Origin of the sequence: Trichocoleus sp. FACHB-262 (assembly GCF_014696035.1) — a bacterium.
GTDB lineage: Bacteria > Cyanobacteriota > Cyanobacteriia > FACHB-46 > FACHB-46 > Trichocoleus.
Genome location: NZ_JACJPK010000017.1, coordinates 321,900 through 335,063, shown reverse-complemented (window position 1 = coordinate 335,063; position 13,164 = coordinate 321,900). Strand labels below are relative to the sequence as shown.

Annotated in this window: 11 protein-coding genes and 1 other RNA gene; 8 read left to right on the top strand and 4 right to left on the bottom strand. The window is 50.1% G+C overall.

Going from position 1 to position 13,164, the window contains the following annotated elements; genetic code table 11:
* Nucleotides 1-8: 8 nt before the first annotated feature.
* From groL to H6F68_RS02610, 7 genes are all read left to right on the top strand, one after another.
* Nucleotides 9-1,694: a chaperonin GroEL gene (gene groL, locus H6F68_RS02640; protein WP_190556237.1), complete on the top strand. Its 1,686-nt coding sequence runs from the start codon at nt 9-11 to the stop codon at nt 1,692-1,694.
* A 221-nt stretch (nt 1,695-1,915) separates the two neighbouring features.
* The gene (gene corA, locus H6F68_RS02635; protein ID WP_190556235.1) at nt 1,916-3,127 is read left to right on the top strand and encodes a magnesium/cobalt transporter CorA; all 1,212 of its coding nucleotides are present in this window, start codon (nt 1,916-1,918) and stop codon (nt 3,125-3,127) included.
* 3 nt (nt 3,128-3,130) lie between these two features.
* Nucleotides 3,131-3,775, top strand: a complete 645-nt coding sequence (locus H6F68_RS02630; protein ID WP_190556233.1) for a hypothetical protein — start codon at nt 3,131-3,133, stop codon at nt 3,773-3,775.
* Nucleotides 3,776-3,837: 62 nt separating this feature from the next.
* Nucleotides 3,838-4,293, top strand: an RNA gene (gene rnpB, locus H6F68_RS02625) — RNase P RNA component class A.
* A gap of 334 nt (nt 4,294-4,627) precedes the next feature.
* The gene (locus tag H6F68_RS02620) at nt 4,628-5,218 is read left to right on the top strand and encodes a hypothetical protein (protein WP_190431369.1); all 591 of its coding nucleotides are present in this window, start codon (nt 4,628-4,630) and stop codon (nt 5,216-5,218) included.
* 85 nt (nt 5,219-5,303) lie between these two features.
* Nucleotides 5,304-6,038 carry a ribonuclease III gene (rnc, locus tag H6F68_RS02615; RefSeq protein WP_190556231.1) on the top strand — a complete coding sequence of 245 codons (735 nt, stop codon included), beginning with the start codon at nt 5,304-5,306 and terminating at the stop codon, nt 6,036-6,038.
* A gap of 36 nt (nt 6,039-6,074) precedes the next feature.
* Nucleotides 6,075-7,145, top strand: coding sequence for a Gfo/Idh/MocA family protein (locus H6F68_RS02610; protein WP_190556229.1), 1,071 nt, complete (start codon nt 6,075-6,077; stop codon nt 7,143-7,145).
* On the opposite strand, the gene H6F68_RS02605 is transcribed toward H6F68_RS02610, so the two are convergent.
* The 4 genes from H6F68_RS02605 to H6F68_RS02590 form a co-directional block, all read right to left on the bottom strand.
* Nucleotides 7,114-9,306, bottom strand: a complete 2,193-nt coding sequence (locus H6F68_RS02605) for a sensor histidine kinase (protein ID WP_190556227.1) — start codon at nt 9,304-9,306, stop codon at nt 7,114-7,116. The two genes, H6F68_RS02610 and H6F68_RS02605, sit on opposite strands and share 32 nt — an antisense overlap.
* 313 nt (nt 9,307-9,619) lie before the next feature.
* The gene (locus H6F68_RS02600; RefSeq protein ID WP_190556225.1) at nt 9,620-10,804 is read right to left on the bottom strand and encodes an FAD-binding oxidoreductase; all 1,185 of its coding nucleotides are present in this window, start codon (nt 10,802-10,804) and stop codon (nt 9,620-9,622) included.
* Nucleotides 10,801-12,198 (bottom strand): AtzE family amidohydrolase, encoded by a 1,398-nt coding sequence (locus H6F68_RS02595; protein WP_190556223.1) that lies wholly within the window; start codon nt 12,196-12,198, stop codon nt 10,801-10,803. Before H6F68_RS02595 ends, H6F68_RS02600 begins: the two co-directional genes overlap by 4 nt.
* Nucleotides 12,195-12,383 (bottom strand): DUF4089 domain-containing protein, encoded by a 189-nt coding sequence (locus H6F68_RS02590; RefSeq protein ID WP_190556221.1) that lies wholly within the window; start codon nt 12,381-12,383, stop codon nt 12,195-12,197. Before H6F68_RS02590 ends, H6F68_RS02595 begins: the two co-directional genes overlap by 4 nt.
* A 475-nt stretch (nt 12,384-12,858) precedes the next feature.
* Between H6F68_RS02590 and H6F68_RS02585 the strand changes: the two genes are divergently transcribed.
* Nucleotides 12,859-13,116, top strand: coding sequence for a hypothetical protein (locus tag H6F68_RS02585; protein ID WP_190431375.1), 258 nt, complete (start codon nt 12,859-12,861; stop codon nt 13,114-13,116).
* The last annotated feature ends 48 nt before the right edge of the window (nt 13,117-13,164 follow it).

Below are 13,164 nucleotides of genomic sequence, written 5' to 3'. Positions count from 1 at the left end.
AACGAAATATGGCAAAAATTGTTGCATTCAGCGAAGAATCTCGGCGAGCGTTAGAACGAGGTGTGAATGCGTTAGCAGATGCCGTTCGGATCACTCTAGGACCCAAAGGCCGCAACGTGGTGCTAGAGAAAAAGTTTGGAGCACCTCAGATCGTCAATGACGGTGTCACGATCGCGAAAGAAATTGAACTCGAAGATCCTCTAGAGCAAACCGGAGCCCAACTAATTCGGGAAGTGGCTTCTAAAACCAAGGATATTGCTGGGGATGGCACTACTACTGCCACAGTGCTGGCTCAAGCTTTGATCCGCGAAGGCTTGAAGAACGTAGCAGCGGGTACTAATCCGGTGAGCCTGCGTCGGGGTATCGAAAAGGTAGTAGCTCTCTTAGCAGAAGAAATCAGAGCGGTCGCGAGACCCGTTGAAGGAGACGCGATCGCTCAAGTTGCCACTGTTTCTTCAGGTGGCGATGAAGAAGTAGGAGCCATGATTGCCGAAGCCATGAACCGGGTGGGCAAAGATGGCGTAATCACTGTAGAAGAATCTAAGTCCTTATCTACTGAACTGGAAGTTGTAGAAGGGATGCAGTTCGACCGGGGCTATATCTCTCCTTACTTCGTCACCGATGGCGAACGGATGCTGGTGGACTATGAAAACGCCCGCATTTTGATCACAGACAAGAAAATTGGTTCTATCCAAGAGCTAGTGCCTGTTCTGGAGAAAGTTGCCCGCTCTGGTCAGCCGCTATTGATTATTGCTGAGGACATTGAGGGAGAAGCCCTAGCGACCTTGGTAGTCAACAAAATGCGGGGTGTCTTGAATGCTGCTGCTGTAAAAGCCCCCAGCTTTGGTGAACGCCGCAAAGCCATGTTGCAAGATATTGCCGTGGTGACTGGTGGCCAGATGGTTTCTGAAGATGTCGGTCTTACCTTGGATGCCGTCTCTCTAGAGATGTTGGGCACAGCTCGGAAAATAACGATCACCAAGGACAACACCACGATTGTGGCTGAGGTTAGCGATCGCACCAAATCTGACATTGAAAAGCGAGTCAGCCAAATTCGCCAAGAGCTAGAAAGAACCGACTCAGACTACGACAAAGAAAAGCTGCAAGAACGCCTCGCTAAGTTAGCAGGTGGCGTGGCTGTAATCAAAGTTGGGGCAGCTACTGAAACCGAACTGAAAGATCGGAAACTGCGGATCGAAGATGCTTTGAACGCTACCAAAGCAGCCGTAGAAGAAGGCACAGTACCCGGTGGTGGTGCTACCTTGATCCACTTAACTAAAAAGGTGGAAGAAATCAAAGCCCAGTTAAACGATGAAGAGAAGATCGGGGCTGATATCGTGATTAAAGCTTTGGAAGCACCTTTGCGTCAAATTGCTGACAACGCAGGGGTTGAAGGCTCTGTCATCGTGGAAAAAGTGCGTGACATGGACTTCAACATGGGCTACAACGTCATTTCTGAGAAGTTCGAGGACATGATCGCCGCTGGGGTGATTGACCCTGCTAAAGTTGTGCGATCGGCGCTGCTAGATGCGGCTTCTGTCGCTAGCATGGTCTTGACCACAGAAGCTGTGATCGTCGAGCGCCCTGAGAAGAACCCTCCTGCTGGTGCTCCCGATATGGGCGGCATGGGCGGTATGGGTGGCATGGGCGGCATGGGTGGCATGGGTGGTATGGGCGGCATGGGCATGATGTAGGCCTGCTGCTACAACGCTAGTTTGAACATCTAAACTCATTGGAGCAGTAGCTATTACAAGCTGCTGCTTTTTTAGCTTTAGGCGTAAAACTTCATCCCATGAGATTTCTGGACTTGGGTGGAGTGAACTTTGCCCAACCAGCAAAATTAACGTCCTGGAATAGTACTCAATCCTGATTGAATTGCTTAAGATGGCGGTGCGCGTCTTGTCCAAAACTCTCTATGTCTAACCGACCGAGTCAACCATTGCGTGGTTTCAATTCCCAAACTCCTAAGAACGCTTTCGACTTGTCTGAAGCAAGTCTTTTAGGAGACGAACCGTCCTATATTGACTATTTCTATGACCAGCCCGGGAGCATGCCCGGAACGCTCAAGATTGAGGTCGATGCGCCCCCCCCAGTCATAGTTCTGATTGACTACAGTGACACCAAAGCGACAAAAGTAGAGATTGAAGCACCAGAAGACTGTGAGCCTTACCTGGATACTGAATCAGTGTCTTGGGTGGATGTGAAAGGGCTAGGCAGTGAGGACATCTTGAAGCGGTTAGGCCATGTATTCAATTTGCATCCGCTCGTCCTGGAAGATATCGTCAATGTGCCGCAGCGACCCAAGGTTGAAGAGTACGAAGACCAACTGTTAATCGTAGCGCGGATGGTAACGCTGCAAGCCAACGGGCAAAGCTTCATTAGTGAGCAAGTGAGCTTTATCTTGGGGCAGCATTATCTGTTGACTGTACAAGAAGAACCAGACCATGACTCTTTCGGGCCAGTCCGAGAGCGAATTCGCTGTAATAAAGGAACGATTCGGAAACAAAAGTCTGATTACCTCACCTATGCCCTCTTAGACTCGATTATTGACGGGTTTTTTCCGGTTTTAGAAGCCTATGGAGAACGGATTGAGGAGTTAGAAGACGAGGTTGTCTCAAACCCTACCAGACAAACCCTCGAAAAAATTCATGGAATCAAGCGAGAACTGCTGACCCTACGCCGCTCTATTTGGCCTCAACGCGATGCCATTAACATGCTAATTCGTGACGGCAGTGACCTGATTAGCCATGACGTGCAGATTTACTTGCGGGACTGCTATGACCATACAGTTCAGGTGCTTGACATGGTAGAAACCTATCGAGAGTTAGCTTCTAGCTTGATGGATGTCTACCTATCCTCGGTCAGCAACCGCATGAACGAGATTATGAAAACTCTCACAGTGATTTCAGCCATTTTTATTCCCCTGACTTTTGTGGCTGGTATTTATGGCATGAATTTCAACACAGAAATCTCTCCTTGGAATATGCCTGAGTTGAACTGGTACTTGGGGTATCCAGCCTGCTTAACCCTGATGTTGCTGATTACAGTGAGCCTCTGTGCTTTTTTCTGGCGGAGGGGTTGGTTTGAAAATATTTCTACGGTCAAATCTACGGTCAAAGATGATTGAGCAATGAATCAGTTTGATCTGCTGATCTTGGCTATTTACATTATTTGCGTTACCTATGTGATCAACGAGGCGATCAAATCGCTGGATGCCCGATTCACCGTGCGGTTTGAGCCGGATGATTTGAAGCAGCAATTGCAAGAACAAAATTTACAAGACACCCTTGGGGTTGGTTTTGGCTTGGCTGCACGCTACACCAAGCCAGATGAGCTGCAAAAGCTGCCTATCATTATTAGCAACCGTTCTAGTCGCTACTCTATCTATGTGGATTGGGACCACAGCTCCTTTGCCGATTTTGATGGGCGATCGCGACGGGTGATCCGGCTGATGCCAGGATTAACCACAGATTTATTTCAACCGCAGGTCTTTAGTGTGATTGCTCCGGGCAAAACTCTCAAGGAGGCTGTAACCGCAGAAGATACGCTAAAGCGCGAATCCGATGCGGGTGCGGTCAAGGTAGGTGCTCCTTTAGTGAACTTAGCGAGTCTAAAGACTGCTATGGACAAAAAAGAATTTTCCTTAAGGCTGGTTTTACGAGTCTTTGATCCGGTCGGCGGCGGGGGCGATCGCTTCCATGTGCTGTCTTGTAAATTTACAGCGAGACGCTTGCCTTGGACGGATGCCCTCCCTTGGAAACACCTGAAAACCTAACCCGACAGTTTTGGCCATGACACTTTGGCTGTTCCACGGCTTGTTAAACTGGATGGTTAGGAAGAGTTGGTGTAGGTGGTTGCGGACTTGGTAGGAGTGAGAAACTCATTCCAGCGCGCTAAGGCATCGCGCTTTAAGCCAGTCTGAGGAAAGTCCGGGCTCCCCAAAGACCAGACTTGCTGGGTAACGCCCAGTGCGGGTGACCGTGAGGAGAGTGCCACAGAAACATACCGCCAACGGAGATCTTTTTATTTTTAATGAACAAGTTCATTAAAAATAAAAGAAATCGCGGGTAAGGGTGCAAGGGTGCGGTAAGAGCGCACCAGCAGCATCGAGAGGTGCTGGCTCGGTAAACCCCGGTCGGGAGCAAGGTCGCGGGAACAAGGGTTGGTCTTTTTCCTGTTCCTAATGCAAATACCGCTAGAGGCGTTTGGTAACAAACGTCCCAGATAGATAACCGCCTTCCAAGGTGCCTAGCACTGAGGAAAACAGAACCCGGCTTATGTCCAACTCTTCCGACTCTTTGAAATTAAGCTTTCAACTTGGGTTCTGGCTAAAGTTTTATCTATTTCTCATAAAGTTTACGTACTTGTATTGAAGTTGCTCGCCTCAACGCCAGCCAGCCAGTTCTGGGCTTAGAGCTGTTGGCTTGGGAGTTTACGGATTTTTTAGATTCAAGAAGCCATTGTGTAGATTATTAGAAGTCTGGGGTTCATCGCTAGGCAAGGTATTATCCCTGCTCTAAGATGAAGGCATTCTGACTTAGAAAGGTTTGCTTAGATACATAGCTGGTTCAACTAAACCAGGCTTGTGACGGCGAACCCTAATTTTTAATGAGGTGGATCAAAGCCTGTGCCACACTGCAACCCTATCCTCGCTGTGAGTGAACAGAAAAAATGTGGACTGATCCTCTGCAAAGCCTATCATGCTGATTTTGCTGGGCCTGGGGCAGCGGTAGGGAGCCCGGTTGAGCAAGGCTATAACGTTGTAATTGCCATTGGTTCGCCTGAATTAGTTCCGGTCGAAACCTTTGAAGAACGGCAGAAAGCTTATGGGCGGCGGATTCAGTGGATGCGGTGGTTAGAAAGAATTACTAACTATTCTGATCCAGCTCTGAGAGTCGAAAAGTTATTGGCTGGGTTTGAAGCGTTTTTTAGCCGTCAAGTTGTCCTCGAACTGCCTGATGAGGTGTTGGCACTTTTAGTCGGAGTGCTACCGCAGACTGTCAATGCCGTCCGATCGCAGCAATACGGCTTCTGGTATACCCATCAAAAGAAGCAAGCTTCGAGCTGGCAGCAGTTATCTCAGCCTGTGCTGGTTCCGCGATCGCAGCGTGAACCTGCCGGATCTACAACCGATTATTGTTTTTTTGACGCTACAAGCTCCTATTTGAGCGTCTACAATTTCAATCAGAGTATTCATCAGCTACCTTGCTCTGCCTAAACTGGTCTGAGGGGCTCACTCTCCCTGAGACAGAACCCTACGGTTGGCAGTAGCAAGTGGGCTCAAGTCACTGATTGAGTTTGAAATGACAACCTTGGGCTATCCGCATCGTCAGCAGCAACTCCAGAGCCTACTGCGAAAATTGGCTCTACCCGAAACAGCCCCTGTCCAGTGGTCACTTTTGGATTTAGCGCTAACGCATCCCACGATTTCAGCCGAGTCGAATTACGAACAACTAGAATTTGTGGGAGATGCAGTGGTTCGGTTGGCTGCTTCTGAATTGCTGTTTGAAACCTATCCGGATTGTCCTGTAGGAGAGTTCGCTGCGATTCGGTCGATGTTGGTCAGCGATCGCTCCCTGGCTCGCATTGCCCAACACTACGGCTTAGAACGGTATCTATTGGTTTCTGGCAGCGCTTTGGGTGACAAGGCTGGGGAAGAGTCCCGCTTAGCTGAGGCATTGGAAGCTCTAGTCGGCGCACTGTACTTGAGCACCCACACCTTGGCGTTGATTCGCTCTTGGTTAGACTTTCACTTTAAGGCATTCGCGATCGAGATTCGTACTGATCCGGCGCGGCAAAACTACAAAGCGGCTCTACAAGAATGGACTCAAGCTCAACATAAAAGCTTGCCCACTTATCGCACCCAAGAAATTGGCTTAATGCATGGTGATCCAAATCGCTTTGCGGCTGAGGTTTGGCTACAAGAACAGTTTTTGGGGCGAGGCACTGGACGCTCGATTAAAGCTGCGGAACAGGCAGCCGCGCAAGCAGCCTTCCTCCAACTGACACAGCCTGCATCTCACTCAGAAGATAATTGAGACGCACACAAGCCCTGGGATGGAAGGACCAATCAAATGACGAATCGAATTGGAATCGCGGTTATCGGTGCGGGGCGTTGGGGAGTGCATTTGGTGCGGAATTTCTTAGAGCACCCTCAAGCTCGTTTAATCGCAGTGATTGATCCTGATCCGGAGAGTTTAGCCACCCTACGCCAACGCTTTAATTTCGACGAGCAAGTGATTTTGGCAACTGATTGGTCAGCGTTGCCGCCGCCGCCGGAACTAGCAGCAGTCGCGATCGCCACACCTGCCACCACTCACTATGCTTTAATCACCACTGCCTTGAAGCAGGGGTACCACGTTTTAGCGGAGAAACCTCTCACTCTAGCGCTATCCGAATCGCAACAACTCTGCCGTTTAGCGGCAATGCAACAACGACAACTCGTGGTGGACCATACCTATCTATTTCATCCGGCGGTAGAGCGGGGGCGAGCGGTGGTGCGCTCAGGTGTATTAGGGGAGCTCAGGTATGGGTATGCAGCCCGTACTCATCTAGGTCCCGTGCGTCCCGACGTAGATGCGCTTTGGGATTTAGCCATCCACGACATTGCCATTTTCAATACTTGGCTGGGAGAAACCCCAACTCAAGTGCAAGCTCAAGGTCAGGTCTGGTTACAGACGCGATCGCCCAACCAAGATTACTTCCCCCAAGGTTTAGCAGATTTAGTTTGGGTGACACTGGTTTACCCAAGCGGTTTTCAAGCTTCACTGCACTTGTGTTGGCTGAATCCAGATAAGCAGCGACGGTTAGGAGTAGTGGGCAGTCAAGGCACTCTGGTATTTGATGAACTAGCAATTGAAGCTCCACTTACCATTCAACATGGTCAGCTACAACCCCTTGCCAGTAATCAACTCAGCCAAGCAGAGCTTGCGCCAACTTACTACACCCCTATAGAGCAGCGTCGCGAAATTCTGAGCCTAGAACCTGGTGAGCCGTTACAGCAAGTCTGCACTCATTTTTTAGATTGCGTGCGTCATAATATTGCTTCGCCAATCTCTTCTGGGCTGGTGGGGGCTGAGTTGGTGCGGGTGCTAAATGGCCTAACTGAGTCACTTAATCAATCGGGACAACTAGTGCTGCTTTAGGAATACTGCGCCTGTGGCTGGGCTCCTTCAGTTCTGACTTGGGTAACTGTGCCCCATCTATCACAGGTAGGGTGATCTCAACCGTTGTCCCTTGGTCTGGCCCAGCACTATCTAAGGTGATGTTGCCACCCATTAGTTCCATAAAATTGCGTGAGATCGCCAAGCCTAAACCTGTGCCCTCAAACCGCCGAGTGGTAGTGCCGTCGGCCATCACAAAAGGACGGAAGAGCTTAGGAACCTGAGTCGGCTCAATGCCAACCCCTGTGTCTTGGACGGCAATGACTACTCGTGCACCTCGATGCCCATTTTGAGTGCCTGTGGTCGGCTCAATCCGGAGTAAAATCTCGATTTTTCCTTGCTCGGTAAACTTAATTGCATTACAAACCACATTGAGCAAAACCTGCTTCAGTTTGGCTGGGTCTGCGTAAACGGCAATCGGTTCTTTCAAGTGAGGAAAATCTAACTCTAGGCCTTTCTGCTGAATCGGCACACTTTGTAAAGCAATTACATCTTGGAGGATGGTGCGCAAATCGATCGCTTGCAGATCGACTGAGAGGGTACCCGCCTCGATTTTGGCAATATCCAGCAGATCGTTGATCACATCGAGTAAGTGAATCGCTGCGTCATCTGCCCGCTGCAAAAATTCGTTTTCTTCTTCGCGATCGTCACAGCAGCCATCTCGCACCAGACGAATGCAACCAATAATGGCGTTTAAGGGGGTGCGTAATTCGTGAGACGTGTTAGCCAAAAACTCGCTTTTGAGTCGGTTAGCCGCTTCTGCCTCCCGCCAAGTTGCTTCTAGTTCTTCAGCGCGTTCTTCCAGTCGTTCCACCATACTATTGAGCGCTTTAGCCAGTTGATTGAGCTCCCGAATTCTAAAGTTAGTGGGAGCGCGATCGCTAATGCCTAGAGGTTCTGTGATGCTCAATGAAGAACTTCCTTCTGGAAGCGCCGAGTGAAGCGTTGCGAGCTGATTTGTCTGAGCGGAGTTGGTTGGATGGGAGTCGGGTGAAGCAGGAGTGTCAGCTGCGATCGCCGCAGAAGTCGTTTGCGATGAGGTTGCAGTATGACGCTGCTGGATATGTAGAGCATAGTTGCCTAATTGCTCTAACGGTCGCGATAGTTCCCGTGCTACGTATAGGGTGGCGAGTAAATTCGCCGCTATCAGCCCTAACGTCAGCACCACCAGAATCTGCTTGATTTCGTCGAGACCATAAAGGGCATTGTCAATCCGAGTCACAGCCAGCACGACCCAAGTATGGTTCTCGGATTGGTTAATGGGCACCCGAATCGGACTGTATCCAGCCAGCCATTCGGCACCGTTGTCTTCAAACCCAAATAGATGCCGCACATCTGAGTTGCCGTCAACAACCGCGTTGTGCAAAATCCCCTCTAAACGGTTAGAATCCGCCTCCTGCCGAATATTTTTGCCAATTCGGACTGGGTCGGGATGCGCCAAGATTGTGCCATCTTGATCGATGACCACTGTGTAGCCAGAGAGCGAACCCGGTTTATCGCCCTCTTTCTGATGCAGCGCGGTCTGAACGCTAAGAGCATACTTGAGCTGCCCCTTGTCGCTGTAAACTGGCACGCTGAGAACTAAACTGAGCTGACCTTGGGGATGGTTAGCCTGGTTAATTTGGCTTGCTGGGGTGACATAGGCAATGGAGCGACCTGGCTTCAACTGCTTCTGATCTGGTGGCCACAACTGATTGACACTGCCAGAATTGGGAGTAGTCGCAAAAGTATTGGGCTGTGAAGTAGAGGGGGCTGTGGCAGAGAGCAGTTGTAGTTGAGTGCCACAGGTACTTAGGGCCAGCTTTCTCGTTTGAATCTCGGTCAGCTGAATGCACTGAACTTGCGTGGGGATCGTTTGCTGCAACTGACTTAAGGATTGCCGAGCTTGGGCCAGCGAGCCTGACTGTAGAGCTGAGGTTTCACTAGCGGTAATTAGATTGGCTTGTAAGGCTGTGATCGAATCCTTGATATCATTGCCTTTTCGCACTGCACTTTCGGTTAAATTGCGGCGAGCTGTTTCTAATAAACTGGAGCGCGCCTTCTTGTAGGTCACAACTTCCCCTAACAACAGCACTGGGACGCTGAGTAGCAGAATGCAGGATAACAAAACACGACGGAAAGAAGATTGACCTAGCTTAGCCATAGGAAGTCTTTAACCTAAGGTGCAAGACCCAGCGATGAAGGTGCTTTGCAGGATAGACACAGATGGGAGTTGACGCTTGCGCTACGAAATGAATTGTGCCGTCAAGACTGACTGAGCAGAAACAACACAATCTAGCCTGGATAAGTACGTACCTAGTATAATCACCCATTCTAAATGAACTCTATTTAAGCTGGGTCTACTGTGTGAGCTATTCTTGGCTTAGACTCAGGCACTTGAGGGTTTTAGGGCTCTACCCTGTCTTAAAAAAGCCGCCATTGAGCGTTTGATGGGCCTAGTTTATCGAGTTAGTTGATTAAGTTATAGGCGTAGCGAAGCGGGCTGGCGAAAGTTGCGTCAAAATTGAGTCTGTTTTGCCTGTGGCAGCTTCGGCAAACCGTTCTGATAAAGGAGGCACGATCGCGAAGGGGTTGCTGAAGCCAGAGAAAACGTATAACCCAGCAGTTTCGGGAACAGCCCCAATTAAGGGAAGGCGATCGCGGCTAAAGGCAACCAAGCAGTGCTGCCATTGACCAGGGAGATTTTGCAAACTTGGTAGTACTTGGCCAACTGCTGTCCGGATGGCGGCTTCGCTGGCCACAGCATCCACTTGAGCTTTTGGATTACTAAGGACGCGGCTAATTTGCCCCAAGCGGAAACTGCCATTTGCCAGTTGCACGGCACCTGCATCCAGAACGAAAGGCGATAACTCTGTATCCGGTTGCTGCCACTGCTGCTCTTTATCAGTTGTGCTGGCTTGCGCCTCTAACTGAAAACGCTGCATCTCTGCCGTCATCACTAGCGTTCGTAGCTGGACATCAACTGGGGGTGTCTCGATTAGTTCAGCATGGGTAAAGTAGAGGGGCACTGTCAATCCTGCCTCGGCCAACAAAGCTCGGCTCCAGCCACCCGCACAAATCACGACATTGGCGGCTGTATAAATCTGCTGTGTCGCGATCGCCCCTGTAATGTGCTGGTTTTGTCGCTGCAATCCCATCACTGAGTCGATGACAATTTTGCCACCCGATCGCACCAAGGCTTGCTGATAGGCTTGGGTCATGGCTTCTGGGTCAACCTGACCGTGGCGCACTGTGAAGGCTCCGACGATCGCCTCAGGATTTAACAAAGGCTCTAACTCGCAGGCTTCAGCCACGCTGAGCAAACGGGGGGGGATCGCGTAATCAGCGTAACTAGGAGCGATAGCAGTGGGGTCGCGATCGGCAGCCACCGTGAGCAACAAATCTAATTCCCGAAAGTGAATTTCTGCTCCTAGCTCCGCTGCTAAGCTGGGATAGCGCTGCCAACCTGCTTGGCAAAGTTGTCGAGTTAAATCGGTTGTACCAGACCAATAGGCAATGCCGCCATAGCTTAACCGCGTTGCCCCTTGTAAGGTGCCATGTTGCTCGATGAGGAGCACAGAAAACTGTTTCTGAGCAAGTTCATAACTCAGAGCTGCTCCTGTGACTCCACCTCCGATCACAATCCAGTCGTATGTACTCATACCTCGATTCGCGGTTGAACAATAGGCGCAGATACGATGCCAGCCGTTTCTAAGAATGCGGCTATACGGAGAATTAAGGCTTCATTATAAGGTGCGGCTATGAGTTGCACGCCTAGAGGCAACTGGCCTGGTCGCTGAATCGGCACTGATAAGACTGGGAGCCCAATAAAGGATAGCGGCTGAGTAAATAACCCTAGGTTGGGTCGAATGAGCATCTCGACTCCATCAATCACGATGGTTTCTTGGCCGATCAAAGGAGCGGGATAAGGGGTTGTGGGAGCCAAGATCAAGTCCACAGTTTGAAAGATTTCTTGCACCTGAAGCTGAAACCAGCGGCGAAAGCGTTGGGCCTGGAGATACCAATGAGCTGGAATTAAAGATCCAGCTAGAAAGCGATCGCGAGTCGCAGGGTCGAAGTCTTGGGGGCGCGATCGTAAGTTAGCCGCATGAAAATTAGCGCCTTCCGCTGCAGTAATGACAAAAGCTGCGGCTCTAGCTCGGTGCGCCTCTGGTATGGTGATGCGCTGAGTTGCGCCTAAAACGGCTGCGACTTGGTCCACCACTTCTAACGCTTCTGTTAGCGCGCCTTGGGCAAAGTAGTCAGTTGCGATCGCGATTCTCACTCCGTCACAGCCTTGCTGGAGTTGAGGCAGGCATCGTTCAGGCGCGCGATCGGTACAGACGGGATCGCGGGGGTCGGGGCCTTGCAACACATCAAAAACAGCGGCTAAATCTCGTACTGAATGAGCAAAAGGTCCAATATGGTCAAAGCTACTGGAAAACAAAACGGTGCCAGCGCGGGATAAACGCCCATAAGTAGGTTTGAGGCCAAACACGCCACATAACGCCGCGGGCACCCGGATAGAACCGTTCGTATCAGATCCTAAGGTCAAGGGAACGCAACCCGCTGCCACTGCCGCTGCTGAACCTCCAGAAGAGCCACCTGCCACCCGATTTAGATCGTGGGGGTTGTGAGTCGGCCCATAATGGCTATTCTCGGTGACAAAGCCGTAGGCATACTCGTCCATGTTGAGCGTACCCAGCAAAACTGCTCCCGCTTGCCGCAGCTTGGCTACTGCTGTTGCATCGGTGGTGGCAGGTGCTTGTTCCGCGTTGATCTTGGAGCCTGCTAAGGTGGTTAAACCTTGAACATCAAACAGATTTTTGACCGCAAAGGGCACGCCAGCTAAAGGCCCAGGATCTTGCCCTTTGGCGATCGCATGGTCAATCTGCTCAGCGGTCGCCAAAGCCGTATCTGCTATCACTGCGGTAAAGCAGTTGAGGTGCTGATTTAGTTCCGCAATCTTTGCCAAAGCCGCCGCCGTAACCGCTTTAGCTGTGACTTCGCGATCGCGGATTGCCGTCGCTATGCTCGTAGCATCTGCTGACCTCATGGGACAAAAATCGGAGCGGATTCAATCTGATCGGGGAGCGGAAACTCCAGCACTAGCTCCGCGATCGCCTGAATGCGAGCAAAGTTGGTGACGACACTAGGGACACCTTCTGGGTCAAGAGGCAAATCGATCAAGCTGGCCGCAGCGTGAACGTAATCCGTTGGGTCAATAGTGGCCTTTGACATGGTTTAGTAAGACGTGGCTAAGCCTATAGTAATGAATTTGCGTGATCTCTTAGGGCTGGAAAAATAAATCTCGGCGTGGGTAGATGGCTGAATCTTTGTTTCAGATAGTCAGTATTAAGACCTACAAAAATGCTGTGACGAGCAAATGAGCAACTTTACTTAACTGAATTTCCTTAATCTATTCTTAACTGAAGTAAAACTTGTTATTCTAATGAGTCCTGCTGCGAATCACCGCCTCACGGCTGCTTTAAAGCTAAGAAATATATATGTATTGACTATTACTGGAGTGGGAGCACTTTTTGGTTAAGATCTGGTTAATAAGTAATTAAAGATCCATTAGCTTTTTTTGATAAAACCCTGGCTTCTGAAATCTGTTCAGATCTTCGAGCCAGCGATCGCCGCAGGAACTTGTATCAGGGGCTACAGGGTTAAAAACTTAGACAAGATAACAATTTAAAAACTCAGGGAGGAAACTGTGACAGAACGCTCTAACTTTCTCTATCCGCGCAGTCGTTACCATGGCGAGGTGAAGCCAGAAAACTTAGTTTTCAACGCCAACTTGCAAGAGTTCGCTCAACGAGTGAGTTACATCTGTTGCCTAGAGACAGGTGGCAAGCTCACGCCTGAGGAGTCCTACAAGCAAGTGAAGGCGCTGTGGAAACAGCTGAAGCGGACCAAGAAGCAGCTAGGAATTGGGCAAAAGCCTTTTCATCAGCAAGACGAGGGCTTTTAACCAAGGTTTTGAGCAAAGTCTGTTGGCAATTGAGCGATCTAATCAGCG